This window comes from Streptomyces sp. NPDC029138, from assembly GCF_055564375.1.
In genome coordinates this window covers 32,524-49,799 of record NZ_JBVHWM010000055.1, presented here as the reverse complement: position 1 = coordinate 49,799, position 17,276 = coordinate 32,524, and the positions used below count along the sequence as shown (strand labels likewise).

17 protein-coding genes are annotated in these 17,276 nt (G+C 70.9%); 5 read left to right on the top strand and 12 right to left on the bottom strand.

What is annotated here, in order from left to right:
* Window positions 1-46: 46 nt before the first annotated feature.
* The 6 genes from ACZ4WH_RS32125 to ACZ4WH_RS32100 all read right to left on the bottom strand — a co-directional run bounded on the left by ACZ4WH_RS32125 (window position 47) and on the right by ACZ4WH_RS32100 (window position 5,159).
* Window positions 47-376, bottom strand: coding sequence for a nuclear transport factor 2 family protein (locus ACZ4WH_RS32125; RefSeq protein ID WP_468187461.1), 330 nt, complete (start codon window positions 374-376; stop codon window positions 47-49).
* Between the two features lie 25 nt (window positions 377-401).
* A complete protein-coding gene (locus tag ACZ4WH_RS32120) occupies window positions 402-1,187 on the bottom strand; it encodes a GNAT family N-acetyltransferase (protein WP_468187459.1) in 786 nt (261 codons plus the stop codon).
* Between the two features lie 57 nt (window positions 1,188-1,244).
* Entirely contained in the window at window positions 1,245-2,018 is a 774-nt protein-coding gene (locus ACZ4WH_RS32115; protein WP_468187457.1) for a GNAT family N-acetyltransferase, read from the bottom strand.
* 232 nt (window positions 2,019-2,250) lie between these two features.
* Window positions 2,251-3,486: a ParB/RepB/Spo0J family partition protein gene (locus ACZ4WH_RS32110; protein WP_468187455.1), complete on the bottom strand. Its 1,236-nt coding sequence runs from the start codon at window positions 3,484-3,486 to the stop codon at window positions 2,251-2,253.
* The gene (locus tag ACZ4WH_RS32105; RefSeq protein ID WP_468187453.1) at window positions 3,483-4,748 is read right to left on the bottom strand and encodes a ParA family protein; all 1,266 of its coding nucleotides are present in this window, start codon (window positions 4,746-4,748) and stop codon (window positions 3,483-3,485) included. The genes ACZ4WH_RS32110 and ACZ4WH_RS32105 overlap by 4 nt, the downstream gene beginning before the upstream one ends.
* A gap of 72 nt (window positions 4,749-4,820) precedes the next feature.
* Window positions 4,821-5,159: a hypothetical protein gene (locus ACZ4WH_RS32100; RefSeq protein ID WP_468187451.1), complete on the bottom strand. Its 339-nt coding sequence runs from the start codon at window positions 5,157-5,159 to the stop codon at window positions 4,821-4,823.
* A gap of 317 nt (window positions 5,160-5,476) precedes the next feature.
* Between ACZ4WH_RS32100 and ACZ4WH_RS32095 the strand changes: the two genes are divergently transcribed.
* Both ACZ4WH_RS32095 and ACZ4WH_RS32090 read left to right on the top strand, forming a co-directional pair.
* Window positions 5,477-6,160, top strand: a complete 684-nt coding sequence (locus ACZ4WH_RS32095; protein WP_468187449.1) for an SDR family oxidoreductase — start codon at window positions 5,477-5,479, stop codon at window positions 6,158-6,160.
* 223 nt (window positions 6,161-6,383) lie between these two features.
* Window positions 6,384-7,607, top strand: coding sequence for a glycoside hydrolase family 3 N-terminal domain-containing protein (locus ACZ4WH_RS32090; protein WP_468187447.1), 1,224 nt, complete (start codon window positions 6,384-6,386; stop codon window positions 7,605-7,607).
* A gap of 601 nt (window positions 7,608-8,208) precedes the next feature.
* Here ACZ4WH_RS32090 and ACZ4WH_RS32085 read toward each other — a convergent pair.
* The 5 genes from ACZ4WH_RS32085 to ACZ4WH_RS32065 all read right to left on the bottom strand — a co-directional run bounded on the left by ACZ4WH_RS32085 (window position 8,209) and on the right by ACZ4WH_RS32065 (window position 13,594).
* Window positions 8,209-9,540, bottom strand: a complete 1,332-nt coding sequence (locus tag ACZ4WH_RS32085) for a hypothetical protein (RefSeq protein WP_468187445.1) — start codon at window positions 9,538-9,540, stop codon at window positions 8,209-8,211.
* The gene (locus ACZ4WH_RS32080; RefSeq protein WP_468187443.1) at window positions 9,537-10,511 is read right to left on the bottom strand and encodes a hypothetical protein; all 975 of its coding nucleotides are present in this window, start codon (window positions 10,509-10,511) and stop codon (window positions 9,537-9,539) included. The genes ACZ4WH_RS32085 and ACZ4WH_RS32080 overlap by 4 nt, the downstream gene beginning before the upstream one ends.
* A 198-nt stretch (window positions 10,512-10,709) precedes the next feature.
* Window positions 10,710-11,540 (bottom strand): class I SAM-dependent methyltransferase, encoded by an 831-nt coding sequence (locus tag ACZ4WH_RS32075; protein ID WP_468187441.1) that lies wholly within the window; start codon window positions 11,538-11,540, stop codon window positions 10,710-10,712.
* Between the two features lie 4 nt (window positions 11,541-11,544).
* Window positions 11,545-11,949, bottom strand: coding sequence for a hypothetical protein (locus tag ACZ4WH_RS32070; RefSeq protein ID WP_468187439.1), 405 nt, complete (start codon window positions 11,947-11,949; stop codon window positions 11,545-11,547).
* 109 nt (window positions 11,950-12,058) lie between these two features.
* Window positions 12,059-13,594: a GMC family oxidoreductase gene (locus ACZ4WH_RS32065; protein ID WP_468187490.1), complete on the bottom strand. Its 1,536-nt coding sequence runs from the start codon at window positions 13,592-13,594 to the stop codon at window positions 12,059-12,061.
* Window positions 13,595-13,927: 333 nt separating this feature from the next.
* Here ACZ4WH_RS32065 and ACZ4WH_RS32060 point away from each other — a divergent pair, with 333 nt between their 5' ends.
* Together ACZ4WH_RS32060 and ACZ4WH_RS32055 are read left to right on the top strand one after the other, a co-directional pair.
* Complete coding sequence (locus ACZ4WH_RS32060) at window positions 13,928-14,332, top strand: SsgA family sporulation/cell division regulator (protein ID WP_468187438.1); 405 nt, start codon at window positions 13,928-13,930, stop codon at window positions 14,330-14,332.
* 165 nt (window positions 14,333-14,497) lie between these two features.
* Window positions 14,498-14,992 (top strand): hypothetical protein, encoded by a 495-nt coding sequence (locus tag ACZ4WH_RS32055; protein ID WP_468187436.1) that lies wholly within the window; start codon window positions 14,498-14,500, stop codon window positions 14,990-14,992.
* A gap of 56 nt (window positions 14,993-15,048) precedes the next feature.
* Here the strand turns inward: ACZ4WH_RS32055 and ACZ4WH_RS32050 are convergent, their stop codons facing one another.
* Window positions 15,049-15,492 carry a cupin domain-containing protein gene (locus tag ACZ4WH_RS32050; RefSeq protein ID WP_468187434.1) on the bottom strand — a complete coding sequence of 148 codons (444 nt, stop codon included), beginning with the start codon at window positions 15,490-15,492 and terminating at the stop codon, window positions 15,049-15,051.
* Window positions 15,493-15,667: 175 nt separating this feature from the next.
* On the opposite strand from ACZ4WH_RS32050, the gene mctP reads away from it, so the two are divergent.
* A complete protein-coding gene (mctP, locus tag ACZ4WH_RS32045) occupies window positions 15,668-17,263 on the top strand; it encodes a monocarboxylate uptake permease MctP (RefSeq protein ID WP_468187432.1) in 1,596 nt (531 codons plus the stop codon).
* The last annotated feature ends 13 nt before the right edge of the window (window positions 17,264-17,276 follow it).

Genomic DNA, 17,276 nt, shown 5'->3' with positions numbered 1-17,276 from the left:
CGGGCGGCTTGCCGGGCTGGTCCGGCAACCCCGTCGGCGACGAGGCCTAGCTGATCCGCAGGCTCGCGATCAGTCCGTCGCGCAGCTCGAAGGCCATGGGCCCGGTGCCGTTGTAGCCGTTGCCCGACACCTTCAGCGTCAGCAGGTAGCGGCCGTCCGCCGCGTCCCGCTGCGCCGAGACCAGGTCGAAATGCGCCTGCACACCGATGTTGTCGGTGCGGTTCCAGTCGCTCACCCCACCGCGCCCGTGGAACTCGCGGCCCCAGTCGTTCAGGTACGCGTCCGGTGCGAAGGCGGCCACGAAGGCCTCGGAGTCACCGTCGTTGGTCGCTTCGATGAACGCCCGGATGGCGTCGGGAAGTTCGATGTCGGTCATGGCAGCCGCTCCTCATGGGAAAGGGTCACTGGGCCGGTTCGGGAGCCGGCACCTCGAAGAGTTCGTACTCGCCCACGACGGAGAAACCAAGCCGTCGGTAGACCGGCGCGCCGTCGTCGGTGGCCTGGAGTGCGGCGACGCGCAGACCGTTCTCCCGGGCGGCCTGCACGGCGGCCTGGGTGAGGACCGCGCCGATCCCCTGCCGCCGTCGCGAGGCGTCGGTGGTGACGACGTAGATCCCGGCGACGCCGTGTGCCACGTACAGCAGCGCGGTGCCCACGGTGCGCCCGTCGAGCCGGCCCGCGAACCGCGTGATCCGCCCGGCGTCCGTCCGCTCCCGTTCGATGCGGACGAGGTCCTCGTGCAGCTCCGGGTCGAGACCGAAGGAGGGGCTGTAGGTCCTGACCCAGTCGGACAGTTCCTCCACGGAGTCACCGATGGGCCGCACGCGGAGGGCGGCGGGGCCCGCCGCGTGCAGCACCTGGTCCGTTCGTACCGCCATGATCGGCATGGACCCCTCTTTTCGGGCCCCGCCGTCGACGAGCCGCCGGCGCACATCCGGTGCGCTGTCGGGACCGACCCACCAGGTGAACGGAAGCCCGTCGAACCGCTTGACCGCCTCGGCCACGGCCTCCTCGGCGCGGTTCGCGTCCCGCAGCCGCATCACACCGTTGAGCTGACCATCGGCGAGCCCGCTGCGGAACAGGGACAGGTATTCGTCCTGCCGCTCCTGCGCTCCCCAGCCGAGCCAGTAGTCACGGCAGTTGGCGAGCTGGGGTTCGAGATCTGCCACGTCAGTGAGTTGAGTCACGAGCCGAATATAACTCAGCAAATGTCAATATCGGTCATGAGGTGGCACTTACACGTATCAGGAAGTGGGTCCCGAGAACAGGTGGTACTGGGCGACGGCCTCGAAGCCGAAGCGCCGGTACAGCGGCTCGCCCATCGGGCTGGCCCCGAGCGCGGCCAGCCGCATCCCGCGTTCCCGCCCGGCCCGCAGCGCCGCCGTCGTCAGGGCGCCGCCGACGCCCCGTCGGCGACACGCCTCCGCGACATGGACCAGGAAGATGCCGGCCACCTCGTGCGCCATCATGACCACCGTCGTACCGACCACGCGACCGTCGAGCACCGCGGCGAGACGGACGACGTCCGCGTTGTCGGGCCGTCCGGCCTCCACGCGCACCACGCCGTCCTCCAGGCTCGGTGAGACCCCCATGGAAGCGCTGTAGGTGCGGACCAGTTCCCGCAGCTTCTCCCCGTCCCCGACCTCCTCGACCCGCAGGCCGGGCGGCGGCTCCTCGGTCTCCTCCACGACGTCCAGCGACCGGGTCATCAGGGGTACGGCTCCCAGGGACACCGCTCCCAGCCCCGCGAGGGCGTCCGCGGTTCCCGCCGGGCTGTCCGGGCCGACCCACCACCACCAGGGCACGCCCGCGAGCCGGGCCCGCGCGGTGGCCATCGACTCCTCCACGACGTCCAGCGACCTCAGCCGTACGACGCCGTTGAACTGCGGCTGGGCCAGCCCGCTGCGGTAATGGTCCTGATCTCCCCACTCGCTCAGCTCCGCGCCCCAGCCCATGAGGTACTGGCGGAAGTTGGCGGTGACCCGGGCCATGTCCCCGGTATCCAGCGTGACTGCCATGTGCATCACCTTCGTGATCCTCGAACGCCGCGCGCTCTGAACCGAACCTGGACCGCGACCGCGGCCGACTCGCACGGAACACTACGTGTGCACCGCACTTATGTGGTCAGCCTACCGGCTAGGTGACATCAAGTGTTCGAGACATGTGACACGCTGAGGTGTGCCGGCCCCACTGCCCGCGCCCCGCGGCCGGTGTGGACGCGGGGCGTGCGGCGTGCGGCGGGGCTTCCGGTCAGTCGACCCTGGCCGCCGGCTGGTCGGCCAGGGACTGACCCAGCTTGGTGAGGCGGGCGGGGTCGCGCTGGAGCGCGCGCAGTCCGAGGAACCGGATCAGGTCGAAGAACACGTCGTCGTCCTCGATCTTCTGGTCCAGCAACATGGCGAGCGAACCGGGCTCGTCGTACGGCAGCCTGCGCACGGGCTGTTCCGCGCCCGCGGGCCGTACGGCGGGAGCGGCGGCACTCGGGGTCGTACGAGGCTCGGGAACCGCCGTGTCCGGAACGGTCGCGGACGGCGTCGCCTCCGTGACCGGAGCGGGAGCGGGAGCCGGGGCCGGGGCCGGGGCGCTCGGTGTGGCCGGAGGGGCCGGGCGCGTCGCCGGAACGGAAGGCTCCGGCTGCGTGTGACCGGACGACACGGCCGGCTCTTCGGGAAAGGCCGGTGTCGCGACCATCGGTTCCGGTTCCGGTTCCGCCTGGGGCTCCGGCTGCCGGGGTGCCTCGCGCGCAAGCTTCTCCGCCTCCCTGCGCGCCACGCGTTCCGCCTCGGCGCGCGCCCGTTCCGCCTTGAGCGCCTCCAGGGCCGCCTCCTGCTCCTCGGCCGGCTTCTTGCCGACGGCGCGGAGCAGATCGATCGGCTCCTGGCCGATGCGGGCCTGGAGTTCGGGGGTGAGCGTCAGCAGGGCGAGCCGCTGGGACACCCAGCCCTGGGACCGGTGCAGCCGCTTGGCCAGCGCTGTCTGGCTGCCGTGGATGGCGAGCAGCCGTTGCAGGGCCCGGGCCTCGTCCAGTTCACCCAGGTCCTGGCGGTGGATGTTGGCCACGAGGGCGGACTCGAGGAGTTCCTCGGACGTGTTGCCCTGGTCGTCGCTGACCATGACCTTGATGGTGGTCAGGCCGGCCTCTCTGGCGGCGGCGAGCCGGCTGCTGCCGTCGATGACGACGTACGTGCTGTCCGGTTCGAGGTCGCTCTCGCGGTCGGGGTTGGCCTTGAGGTAGGCGTCCCGGTTCATGACCGTGATGGCCTGCTTCTGGCCATGGGTCTTCAGGCTCCCCGCGAGGTCGGTGAGGTCGCCGAGCCGGGAACGGGGGTTGTCCGGGTTGGGGCTGATCCGGTGGATGGGCAGCTCGGTGGGGGGCGCGACGCCCTCGGTCGGCACACCCGTCGCGGCGGCCACCGCCTGGCGGCGCGCGCTCACGGTGCGGGCGCCGCCGAAGCGGCCGGCCCCCAGCTGGTCGGCCTTGCTCATGAGATCTCCCGGGCCAGCGCGCGCATGCCGATGGCCTGCTGGGACTTGGGTGCGTAGGACAGCAGGGGCTGCTTCATCCGCACGGCTTCCTTCTGCTCCTTGAGGTCTCCGATGAGGCCCACGACCCGCGGGTCCTTTATGTCGACCCACCCCTGGAGGGAGGAGGTGGCGATGTAACCGCGGCGCGAGTCGTAGAGGTTGACGACGATGCCGAGGTAGTCGATGTCGACCTGGAGGTCCGTGCGCAGGTCCTCGATCTGCGTGGTCAGCAGCTCGTAGGCGTCGGCGGAGCTGTCCTCGGCCTGGACGACGATGAGCGCGCCGGACTGGCCGGGCTTCTCGCCGTCGCGGCGCCGGCCGTAGTAGGCCGCCGCGTCCATGCTGAGGCCGAGGCTCGGCGGGCAGTCGATGAGGATGACGTCGTAGTCGGACTCCAGGGGCGAGAGGGCCCGTTCGAGGGCGGCTTCCCGGGCCCGTACGGCGGACAGCCGCACATCGAGGAGGAAGGCGTCGTTGCAGGCGGGCAGCAGGTGCAGCCGGCCGCCGAACTTCTCCTCGTCGATGGAGACGACCAGGTCGCGCAGGTCGCCCTTGGGGTCGCCCGCCATGTGGTTGGTGAGGCTGTCACCGTTCATCGGCAGCGGGGTGGCGCCGAGCTGGTTGGTGAGGTGGCACTGCGGGTCGAAGTCGACCAGCAGGACCCGCATTCCGAGCCCGGGCAGGTTCTCGACCCCAAGCGGGTCGTTCTCCGGCTCCGCGGCGGCGACGTCCGTCTCGCTGTCGCGCAGGGCCTTGGCGAGCGCCTTCGCCACGCGCACGGGGTGCAGGGCGTCCGATGACTCGGCGAGCGCCTCGCCGACACCGGCGGTGATGGCGGTCTTGCCGACGCCGCCCTTCTGGTTGCAGATGACGATACGGCGCGTCACCGAGGGGCGTACGACATCGGGCGCCGGGTTGGTGTCGAGCCACAACTGCACGGACTGCGCGAGACCCTGGATGAGGGAGACCCGGCGGTCCTCCGTGGTGCGCCGGAACTCCTCCCACTGCCCGGGCGGCAGGAAGGTGGAGAAGGAGTCGGCGCCCGCGGTGTCGACGGGCGCCGTGGCGGAGGCCAACGAGCACCAGTCCCGGACGCCCTGCTCGACGGCGCTCTGGATCTCGATGCCGAGCTGGGCCGCTCTGACCTTGAGGTTCTGCCGGAGCCAGCCCGGCAGCTTGGAGACGACCTTCTCGCGGTCGCTGGAGGTGGCTGGAGAACTCATGCAGGACACCTTACTAACGCGGATGATCGATTGAAGCATCGACGCGTTAGTTTTCAATGTCGTGTCGGTCCGTCAGCCCCTTCTGGCGGTACGGCGGTCCCGGCCGAGCAGCCGCTGCCGCGCGCGTTCCCCGTACGCGACCAGGGCGAAGACGCAGTACACGAGCGCGCAGTTGGCCAGGACGAAGGCGACGTCCGCGGCGGTGCGGACGCGGGGCCGGGCGGCGAGGACGATGACGAGCCCGATCGGCGTACCGGCGTACACCGCCAGCAGGACCGGGCGGCGTGCGGCGAACCGCTGGACCGGGGTGGGAGGCCGACCGGCGCCGGCCGCCGCGCCGAGGACGGTGCGGGCCAGCGCGGCGACGAGACCGAGGACCCGTGCGGCCGGCCGGGGGGAGCGTGTGGTCATGACGCATCCTCGGACACCGGGAGCGTGAGATCCAGGGTGGGGCCCTGGGCGGGCCGAGTCACCCACGTGGCCCGGCCGTCGAGGGCGAGGATGGGATGGTCACCGGGGTGCAGCGCGGCGAGGGCATACGACACGAACGTACCCGTTCTTCACGGAGTGCAAGGAGTCTGTTTCGGCACCGACGACATGCGTGACTTTCACTGCCTCGCACGTACTCATGTGTTCGTGTCAGTGTGCGATGGTGATGACAGTAGGGTCAATTAGGCTCACATAGTGGGTCTCTGTATGTCATCACTAGGCAAGTTTAGGAGTGTTCAGTGAATTACATTGTCGTCGTCGGCGGGACGTCGGGCCTCGGTAAGGAGGTCGCACAGTTCTACGCCGACCGTGGCGACCACGTCACCTTGACCGGACGCGACGCCGACCGGGCCGCGGCCGTCGCGAAGGAGATCGGTGCGGCCCGGGGACTGGGCCTCGACCTCTCGCAGCCGGCCGGGATCAAGGACGCGCTGGCAGGGGTGAAGCGCGTCGACGGACTGGTCCTGACCGCCGTCGCGCGCGACCACAACAGCATCCACACCTACGACATGGAAGCCGCCCTGCACCTGCTCACGCTGAAGTTCGTGGGCTACTCGCAGACCGTGCACACCCTGCGCGACCGGCTGCACGACGACAGCGCCCTGGTGGTCTTCGGCGGGCAGGCCAAGGAGCGCCCCTACCCCGGCGCGCTCACCGTCGCGACCATGAACGCCGGCGTCACCGGACTGGTGCGGGCCCTGGCCACCGAACTCGCGCCGATCCGCGTCAACGGCCTGCACCCCGGCATCGTCGGGGACAGCCCCTACTGGGAGGACAAGCCCCTCGACGCGGTCGTGGAGAGGACGCCGACCGGCCGGACGGCCACCATGGCCGACGTCGTCGACGCGGTCGACTTCCTCCTGCGCAACCGTTCCGTCAACGGTATCGACCTCGCCGTCGACGCGGGGTGGCTGCTGCGCTGATTCCGGGGCGCGGCCGACGGCGGGGGAGGACGGGTGCGGACTCCGGACCAGGTGAGAGTACCTGTGCTGGTACGGGCGGGTCGGAGCAATGTGGCCCAAGGCGCGCACTCCCGGCCCGTGCGGCGTAGCGTGTGGGGACGCGGCAGACCGGCCCGCCCCGGTGTGCTGACCACGGCCGGGCGATCGCGCCGCCGCCCATCCTCCCCCGAGACAGGAGAGCCCCATGACAGCACGTCCTCGCCGGCCCCGAGCAGGTCGTTCGGCGGCTCTGCGCAGCGGTGTGCCGCTCGTCACCATGATGCTGGCCGCCGTCGCCTGTGGCACACCGCCCGCCCACGCGCGCCCCGTGGAGCCGGTCGGGGCCCCGGCGGCCTCCGCCGCGGCCACCTCCGCCACCGCCTGCGTCGACCGGGTCTACAACGGCATGACCCAGGCGCAGCGCATAGGACAGCTCTTCATGGGAGGGGTGTCCGCCTCCCGCCCCAGCGCCACCGATCTGCGCACGCTCCGTGACCACCACGTGGGCTCGGTCATGCTGACAGGGCGCAGCAGCGCCGGCACCCAGGCGACACGCAAGGTGGTGGACGGCTTCCGCGGCCAGGCGGACACGGTCTCCGGCCGGCGGGTGGGCCTGCTGGTCGCGACGGACCAGGAGGGCGGCCAGGTGCAGGTGCTGAGCGGCCCCGGGTTCTCCACCATCCCGACCGCGCTGACCCAGGGCGGCTGGTCGACGTCGACGCTGAAGAGCCGGGCCGCGGGCTGGGCGGGCCAGCTGAAGGCCGCCGGGCTCGACCTCGACCTGGCCCCCGTCGCGGACGTGGTGCCGGCCAGCCTCGGCACGCGCAACGGGCCCATCGGGCGCTACTACCGCGAGTACGGCCACACCCCCGACACCGTCGCCTCGCACAGCGTAGCGTTCGCCGCCGGGTTCAAGCAGGCCCATGTGATGACGACGTTCAAGCACTTCCCCGGTCTCGGCCGGGTGATCGGCAACACCGACACCACCGCGAACGTCGTCGACTCGGTGACGACCGCCACCAGCTCCTACCTCACGCCGTTCAAGTCCGGGATCAAGGCCGGCGCGCCGTTCGTGATGACCTCCTCGGCCACCTACACGAAGATCGACGCCCACCACATCGCGGCCTTCTCGCCCACCGTCATCCGCAAGCTGCTGCGCACCCAGCTCGGTTTCAAGGGTGTGGTCATCTCCGACGACCTCGGGCAGGCCGTCGCCGTACGGTCCTTCACTCCGGGCCAGCGAGCCGTCAACTTCCTGTCGGCAGGCGGCAACATGATCCTCACCGTGAAGCCGTCCACCGTACCGGCGATGGCGCAGGCGATCAGCGACCGGATGCGGACCAGCGCCGCGTTCCGCGCCGACGTCGCCGACAGTGTGCACCGCGTTCTCCTGGCGAAGGTGAGCGCCGGACGGCTCAGCTGCGGCTGAGCGGCGGCCGGGGCGGCGCGCCCGTGGATCCGGCCACACGGGCGGTGGCCCGGCGGCGGGCCCGCGCGGCGCGGCGGCGCCCCGTCCGCGTCCGGGCCGCGCCGCCGCGGGCACCACGTCCGGGTTCGTCGTACTGGGGAGCGTAAGCCCCCACCGGAGGCGCGCGTCCAACGTGGCGGCCGGATGGCCCGCGGAGGGTGACAGCGCCCGGCCACACGGGCGGTGGCCCGGCGGTTCCCGGACCGCGCGGCTGGAAGAAGCATCGGCGGTACGGGCCCGCGTGGCTGGAAGAAGCATCGGCGGTACGGGCCCGCGTGGCCCGGCGACCTCGCCGCGCCACCGGCCGGCCAGGCCCGCTCCGGTCGGCGCGGCGGCGCCCCGTCCACGTCCGGGCCGCGCCGCCGCGGGCACCACGTCCGGGTTCGTCGTACCGGGGAGCGAAAGCCCCCCACCGCAGGCGCGCCTGGCGGCCGGACGGCCCGCGGAGGGTGACAGCGCCCGTTCTCGTGCCCCGGGGGCCTGGCTCCCGCGTCGGTGTCCGGACCGAGAGGACGGACGGCCTCTGCCGGGAACGGGTGTTCCACAGGCACGGCGGAGGTCGCTACGGCTCGCCCACCGGGCCGGTGTCCATACCCTGTACCACGACGGGCACGCCGTGCTCGGCCGAGACCCTGCGCGCGAGTTCCTCGGCGATCCGGCGCAGCTCCCCGAGCAGGCGGGCGTCGCCGCTGTCGTACAGCACCAGCTCGTGCCGCTCGTCCACCGGCATGGACGGCGGGGCTGCCCCGGCCCGCTCACGCCGACCGCGTATCCAGAGGCCGCCAGGCGTCACCTCCACCACCGCGTCGGGACCGTAGCGGTAGACACCCGGGCGTACCAACGGCCGTTCGCGCAGCGGCCAGTGATGGTCCGTCACCAGTGGATCCCGGTGTTCCCCGGCCCGCAGCGGCGGGAACTGGACGGACTCCCGGGCCATCACCATGCGCCCGGGGGAGCCGTCGGGGCCTACCGTCACCACCGTCCCCGCGGTGTCCGGCCGGGAACCGGCGCCGATGGGCAGCCCGTTGTACACGCGCACCGCCGCCCGGGCCTTCTCGGCCAGCGCCGCGCCGAGCGACATGGCCCCCGGCAGCGCGACCGGGCCGAAGCGGGCGAACCGCGCGACGGTCCTGACCTGGTCCTGGAGCGTCCACCACAACCGTGCGACGTCGGCCAGCGGTACGGCATCGCCGCCGGGTGCGCCGACTACCACGGTGACCGCGTCGGACCTGCTGCTCAGACGGGTCGTCAGCAACGCCCGGTGGCGCGGGAACTCAGGCGTCACCCGGGCCGGGCGCAGCCACAGTCCCGCGGGGACCGGCTCGGCCAGTGTGCGTCTGCTCACCAACCACGCGTCCGCGCGCAGGTGCTGCTCCCACTCGGGGCGGGGGAAACGCCGGCCCTCCCCCGACGTGCCGCCTCCGGGGTCGTACCGCGTCCAGCCCGGTCCCTGATCGGCCTCGACGAAGAGGGCGCCCTCCGCGGTGGGCCGGGGCCGCCCGAGCGCGGTCACCACGACCCGGCCTGTCCGGGCGGCGAGCCACTGCCCGGCCTGCGCGACGCCGCCGGGAGGCGTACGGCCGAAGACGAGTCGCAGGCCCGCCGCACCGGCGGGCTGAGGAGCCCGGACCACGTCGTGCAGAGCCCGGACCACGTCGTGCAGGAAGCCCGGGGAGGCGTCCTGCGGGACGTCGACGACGACCATGGCGTGCTCGGGGTCGTGGGCCAGCCCGGCCGCGTACATCCAGGACCGCTGGTCGAGGGTTCCCGCGGGATGGACCAGCCAGGAGTTCCCGGCCCGGCGGGCGACCATGCGGGTGCCGGGCCCGGCGGCCGGCCGGTCGGCGGACTCGGCACCCGCGCGGTTCGCCGTGCCGCCCGGACCCTCGCTCAATGCCCGGTGCCCGTCTGCCAGAGCACGGTGTCGCCGAGCTTGATCTGCACGTTGCCGTCCGGCGTGATCACCAGGACCGCGCCGGGGTGGCCGTTGGTGTACGACGACCAGTGGACGGTGCCCTGCGGGTCGTAGATCGCCATGCAGCCGTCGTCCTGGAAGACCGTCTGAAGGTCGGACCCCGAGGTGTGGGACGCCCAGCGGGTGATGCCCCGCTCATCGGTGACGACGAGGTCGCCGCCCCGGGTCATGGCCAGCGTCGCCTTGCCCCCCGCGAGGGACTGGCCCGGGTTCAGCACGGCGGTGGCCTGGATGACGTACGGCTTGCGGGCGGTGGTGGCGGTGGCGGTCGGTGTGCGGGAGTGCGCCGGGGAGGCGGTGCGCGGCCCGGAGGAGTCTGCGTCGTGCCCCGTGGTGGCGGGCGTCGTACCGGGGGACGGGGCCGTCGACCGCTCGCTCCGGCCGCCGGAGGGCGTCGGCTCGGCGGCGGCGGACGACCCCCGGCCGGGCGATGACGAGGTCTTCGGCGGTGAGGCGCCGGGCGAGGTGGAAGCCGTCCCGTCGACGCCGACGTGGGCGGCCGGGGTCGCCTCGGCCCGGTCGTCCACGCCGTGCCGGGTGGCCAGGACCACGGCCGCCGCGATCACGCCCGTGCCGACGAGGGTGGCCCCGATGGCCATCTGCCGTTTCCGCCGCCGCCCGGGTCGGCCGACGGGCGGCGCGGAGGGCGGCGCGGAGGGCGGTGGTTCCGCGTCCCCGCCGGAAGCGGGTGCGCGCATCGGACCGCTCGGTGGGTCCTCCGGTGACGAAGCGGTGACAGCCTCGGCGCCGGACACGTCGTCCACCCAGGGCAGTGCCTCGTTCCACAGGGCGGTCTCGGCGCCCAAGCGGCCCGGGGTCCCGGGCTCCTTCCCGGTGTCGCCCCCCGGCGTGGACTCCCCGCTCGACTGCGGCACCTGACTGGCATTCATGTTTCCCACTTCACATCAGCATGTGCCCGGCGTGGCTCGCGAGCGCAGGCGCAGATTAACGCGGCCATGGGTGCCGTCGGTCGGCACGGAAGGAGGTGAGTACGAACGGGAACCGAGACGGTCCTTTCAGGACACACCCGGGAACGAATGAGCCGGGTCTCCCTCGCGGCGGACGGCCGTGACCGGCCCATGACGGTCCTACGCGGCAGCGGGGTGGAGCGGCGCCTGTCCCCAGGCCGCGACGGTGCCCAGACACAGGTCGGTGAGTTCTCCGCTGCCGATCTGGGTCAGGAACTGCTCCAGATCGGCGGCGCTGATGCCGAAGGAGCCCCGGAGATCGGACCTCAGTTGTTCGGCGCTGAGCTGCCAGAAGCGGCCCATGGGGCCGGGGCCCACCGAGGACGCCGATGCCTCCATCCCGATGGCCGTGAGGCCCGCTGCCCCAAGAACTCGGGGCAGGTCACGGGCCCACGTACAGTCGGTGCCGATCCGCGCCTGCACGGCGGCGCACATGGCGAGGCTGACCTTGCGGTAGAGGGGGTCGGGTGAGGACTCCAGCGGGAACTGGGCCAGGTCCTCGACGACGAGCCAGCCCCCAGGTTTGAGCCACCGGGCGACCCGTGCGAGGTCGGTGTCCCGACTGCGCAGGTGGGAGAAGACCCAGCGGGCGTGGATGAGGTCGAAGGAGCCCGCGGGGAACTCGTCCCGTGTGACGTCGTGTTCCCGCGCCTCCCAGCCGTTCCTGCTGCCGGGGTCGGGGAAGAGCCGGGTGTCGATGTCGGTGGCGACGACGCGTCCGCGCGAGCAACGGGCCGCCAGCCAGCGGGCGGTGGTTCCGAGTCCGGCTCCTATCTCCAGGCAGTGCCAGTCCTCCCGCAGGGGCAGACGTTCAAGGCGCCGGAACGTGTTCTCGTCCAGGGCCTGGGCGAGCGCTTCGAGGCGCTCGGCCTCGTCCGGACGCAGGTGCGAGAAGACATGCTCGCCGTACACCTCCTCGGAGGGGGCCGGCGCGCTTGCTGTGTCGGTCACTTCACTACTCACTCTCTCTTCGCGAAACGGTGACCGGGCGGAAGGGAAAGTCGCGCAGGAGCCGCTCCATCATTTCCCGTACCCGGATGAGAGCGCTGTCACGGTGCGGCTCTGACGATGCGGCCACGCTGAACGACAGGCCGAGAAGTGAACCGAACCGTCCTCCGTTCTCGTGGGCCAGCGCGACACTTCCCTCCCACAGGGCCGACCGCAGAAGGGCCGGGGTCAGTTGCAGATCACCCGCCGAGCCGAGGACGAGGTGTCGCGCGAGGCTCCGCTCCAACGCGGTCGGCGTCCACTTGCCCGTGGCCGCGTCCTGCTCCAGAGCAGCGGTCAGCTCGGCCAGCAGGCCGGACGGCGAGGCCGGTGCCGAGGGGGCCGGGTCGTCCGGGGCGAGGGACTTGGGCATGTGTCAGTTCCTTCGGGGTGACGGCCGGAGTGTCGGCGAGGAAAGAAACACCTGACTCGGGACAGTGACAGTTCCGCTGTCCTGATCGACATGATGTGTGAATACTACGTCAGGTAGTAGACACAAGCAGGTCCGCCGCTCGCTCCGCGATCGCGAACACCGTGGCGTTGGTGTTCGCGGACACGATGGTCGGCATGACCGAGGCGTCGGCCACCCGCAGTCCCTCGACGCCCCGCACCCGCAGCTGCGGATCGACCACGGCCGCGTCGTCGGTGCCCATCCGGCAGGTGCCGCTGTAATGGGCGTAGGTACGGATGTTCCGGCGGACGTAGGCGCGCAGGGCCTCGTCGTCCTGGACGTCCGCACCGGGCAGGGCCTCCTCGCCGCGCCACTCGGCCAGCGCCTCGGTCCGGCCGATCTCCCGGACCGTCCGCAGACCCCGCACCAGGGCGTCGACGTCCCGCGGGTCCGTGTAGTAGCGCGGGTCGACGACGAGCGCGTTGCCGGGGGTCGCGTCGGTCAGCCGGACCGTGCCCCGGCTGAACGGCCGCATGAGCGCCACCATGAGCATGTACCCCTGGTCCATCGCGGGGCCGGGCAGACTGTCCTCGCGCAGTGGCACGTCCACCATCTGAAGCTGGACGTCGGGGCCGTCCAGGGACGGGTCGGTGCGGATCAGCCCCGCGACCTCGCCGTGGTTGCCCATCGACGGCGGAACCGGCCGGGAGGACTGGTAGACGACACCGGTGAAGGGGTGGTCCTGGAGGTTCGACCCCACCCCGGCGAGGTTCAGCCGCGGCTCGACGCCCACCTCGCGCAGATGCTCCTCCGGGCCGATGCCGGAGAGCATCAGCAGCTGGGCGGAGCCCAGCGCGCCCGCGGTGAGCACCGTCTCCCGTGTCGCCCGCGCGCTGTGCGGCTGCTCGCCGACCCCGTACTCGACGCCCGTGCACCGCCCGCCGTCGAAGGTCAGCCGGTGGGCGAGGGCGTCCGTCACCACGGTCAGGTTGGGCCGGCCGAGGACAGGGCGGAGATACGCGGTGGCCGCGTCCAGCCGGAGACCGTCGACGATGGTCAGATCCTCCCAGCCGAAAGCCTCCTCCAGACCGCTGGTGAAGTCCTCGGTGATCGGGTGGCCCGCCTGCCGCACCGCTTCGAGGAAGGCCTCGGACAGCGGGTGGGGCTGGGCGGCGGGAGCGACCCGCAGTGGTCCCTCCATGCCGCGGTAACGGGGGTCACGGCCGGGTACGCCCGTGAGGTTCTCGCTGCGCTTGAAGTACGGAAGGAGCTGGTCGTACGTCCAGCCGGTCGCGCCGGCCTTCTCCCAGGCGTCGTAGCTGGAGCGGTGTCCGCGCAGGAAGGTCATGGCGTTGATGGACGAACTGCCGCCGAGGGCCCGCCCGCGCGGCAGGGGCACCACCATGCCGCCGGCGCCCTCCTGCGGGACGCTCTGGTCGGCCCAGTCCGCGTCGGAGCCCATCAGAGCGGGCCAGGCTGGGGGAATGGCCATCAGATCGAGCGGTTCGGCGCTGCCCGCCTCGACCAGCAGGACGCTGACCTCCGGACTCTCCGACAGACGCGCCGCCAGTACGCATCCGGCCGTGCCGGCGCCCACCACGATGTAATCGTAAGTTTCGGTTTGCATCATCCAACCTTCTCCGAGGCAAGCCACATGGCTACTGAGCGACTTACATATGCAGGCATATTACTTCACATGTTTCCCCTTGCTGTCATAGTGCGAGTAAGAGGCTAGAGTCAGGTGTCTGGAGCCGGCCTGCACGCGTCGCCTCCCCCGCTTCCCGGGCCATCACCGTCAGATGACGTATGGGAAAGAGGCCGGGGCGGCCCGCATCATGAAGAAGCGGTACGGGGTGGTGCGGGGCGACCCTGTCCCAGAAGCGGGAAGCGAGCAGATGAAACAGCCGGAATCAGTGAAATACCACCCCTCCCACTCATCGTCGGAGCGGGGGTGGACGGAATGAGAAAAGCGCATCTCACGTCTGCCGCGACGTATTGGGTCGCCAAGCGGTTTCCGGTGATCATCTCCTGTGAGTTCTCCTACGACGTGCGTGATCCGTACGCCGTCACGCTGATCCTCAATTCGGAGGGTGAGCATCCGGTGCGGTGGGTCTTCTCACGGGATCTGCTCGCCGACGGACTGACGGGCGGTGCCGGCGAGGGTGATGTCACCGTGTGGCCGGAGAACGACGAGGCCGACGGGGGGTTCCTGTGGCTGGAAGTGGGGCGTGACCCCCATACCGCCCTCTTCGAGATGCCGGCCGAGGCCATTACCGAGTGGCTGCTCGACACCTACCGCCTCGTGCCCGAGGGTCAGGAAGCGGCATGGGTCACCTGGGACGAGCTGACTCACCTGATCGAATGAGACGGTCGGATTCCTGTGTCCGTACCGCTGCGTATCTCAGCAAGGAATGTCACACTGAGTTCGTGCACTGACGTCCGGCGACGCGTGTCCGGTGTCCCGCGGCGGCAGTCCGAGAAAGACCTTCGGAGCGTCATCTGCACTCGGAGCCGAACCAAGGAGGTCCGTATGCCCGGAACCGAGGCGACGACCAGCACGGACTTGGTGACGCACTACAGTGCCCAGTTGGCGAGTGACCTCGAGCGGAACGCCGAGGAACAGGACGGGATCCGCGCCGAGCTGGAGCGGCTCGAAGCGCGCCTCAGCGCTCTGCGACACAATCACGCCGTTCTCTTGACGATGCGGCAGGCTCTGGAGAACGGCATTCCCCTCCAGCACCCGTCCGCGTCCCCCGGGGGGAACATGACCGGTGGCCCCCCGGGCAGGCGGGGCGTCGGCGGGCCGAAACAGCGCGTGCCGACACTGGTCAGCCTCATCCGGGCCCACCTGGCCGAGCGGTCCGGACCCTGTTCGGCCGGCGAGGTCGCGGCGACACTCAGCGAGGCACATCCTGGCCGGGCCATCAAGACCACCGTTGTGCGCACCACCCTGGAAGGGCTTGTCGCGAGGGGTGAGGCCCGACGCATCAAGAAGGGTCATTCGGTGCACTACGTCGCGGCCTGAGACACACCGGGTCCCGCCCTTCACCGGGTGACGGAGAGGGCGGGACCCGGCGGCGGTCACTGGAAGTCGCAGCCCGGGTTGGGTGCGTCCTCGGACAGCGGAGCGCCGTGGGGCAGGACGTAGAGGACGTCGAGAACGACCGGGACGGTGCCGAGGTTGCGGCCGATGTGCACGTGGTCGTCGCCCGCGGGCTCCTTGATGAAGCTGCCCTTCTTGTAGACGCCGTCCGAGGCGCACGAGGCGTCGAAGTGGCTCAGTGTGCCCTGCTCGACGTAACCGACGAGCGTGCCGTCGTGGTAGTGCCAGCCCGTGCTCTGCCCCGGCGGCAGGGTGATACGCCGCAGGATGTAGTCCTTCGAGCCGATCGTGGTCTGGGAGATGATGGTTCCGGTCACGCCCGGGCCGGCCGGCGTGGCGGAGGCCGGCACCGCTGCGGCACCCAGCGAGAGCCCCGCGACCGCCGCCGCTGCGAGGCCGGAACGGACCAAGTTCCTGGTCATGAGTAACCTTTCGACAATAAGTCGTTGGAAGCAGCACTCATGTTAGTACGTCCGTGACTCATGAAGTCACATCACCTGTCTCTGGAGATGACATCATGCCTCTGTGTGATCACTTGATCGCCGTGCGGCCGGATATGGTGGACAGAGCACGTATGCGCGGTATACAAGCCGTGCCATGAACCCGGTGTCGCTCGGCGTCTTCCTCTGCTTTTTCCTGCTGGTCACGGTCATGGGATTTCTGGCCGCACGGTGGCGCCGGACCGCCGACGAGCAGAGCCTGGACGAATGGGGCCTCGCCGGACGGTCCTTCGGCACCTGGGTGACCTGGTTCCTGCTGGGCGGTGACCTCTATACCGCGTACATTTTCGTGGCTGTGCCGGGAGCGGTGTACGCGGCGGGCTGGCCCGGGTTCTTCGCCATCGCCTATTCCAATCTCGTCTACCCGCTCGTCTTCACCTTCCTGCCGCGCCTGTGGTCGGTGTCCCACCGGCACGGATACGTGACCACTGCGGACTTCGTGCGTGGCCGGTTCGGCTCCAGGACCCTGTCGCTGGCCGTGGCGCTCACCGGAATCCTGGCGACCATGCCGTTCATCGCGCTCCAACTGGTCGGCCTGCAAGCCGTGCTGGACGTGATGGGGATCGGCGGCGGGAGCGACACCAGCACGGTCGTCAAGGATCTGCCCCTGCTGGTCGCCTTCGGAGTGCTCGCGGCCTACACGCTCACCTCGGGGCTGCGCGCACCGGCTCTGATCGCCTTCGTCAAGGACCTGCTGATCTATGTCGTGGTCGTCGTGGCGATCGTCTACATTCCCTTCAGGCTCGGCGGGTTCGGCCACGTGTTCGCCGAGGTCCGCCAAACGTTCGCCGGGACCGGTTCGCAGACCGGGCAGCCGCGAGGCGCCCTCGTCCCGGCTGAGGAGGGACAGTGGACGTACGCGACGCTGGTCCTCGGTTCCGCGCTGGCGCTGTTCGCCTACCCGCACGCCGTCACGGCGACGCTCTCCTCCCGAAGCCGTGAGGTGATCCGGCGCAACACCACGATCCTGCCGCTGTACTCGCTGCTGATGGGCCTGCTCGCACTGCTCGGTTTCATGGCGGTCGCGGCCGAAGTGAAGGTGGCCAACGCCCAGTTGGTCGTACCGCAGCTGTTCGAGGACCTCTTCCCCGCATGGTTCGCGGGCGTCGCCTTCGCGGCGATCGGCGTCGCCGCGCTGGTGCCGGCCGCCGTCATGTCGATCGCGGCGGCCAATCTGTTCACCCGCAACATCTACAAGGAGTTCATCAAGCCGGACGCTACGGCCGAGCAGGAGACCCGCGTCTCCAGGATCGTCTCCCTGCTGGTGAAGGCCGGCGCACTGGTCTTCGTCCTGACCATGGACAACACCGTGGCCATCAACTACCAGCTCCTGGCCGGCATCTGGATCCTGCAAACCTTTCCCGCGCTGGTCGGCGGTCTCTTCACCCGCTGGTTCCACCGCTGGGCGCTGCTGGCCGGCTGGGCCGCGGGCATGGTGTACGGCACGGTCGCCGCGTACGGGGTCGCGTCACCGACGCAGAAGCACTTCGCCGGCAACGCCGCGGCGATCCCCGCCATCGGCGAGCGCGGCTACATCGGTCTCACGGCCTTCGTGCTGAACGCCGTCGTCACCGTGGCGCTCACCCCTGTCCTCAGGGCGGTGCGAGCGCCGGAGGGCAGCGACGAGACCAAGCCCTCGGACTACACGGCGGACCCGCGGAAGGAAGCGGGCCGGGAAGCGCGCCGCCACTGAGCCGGCCGTACCC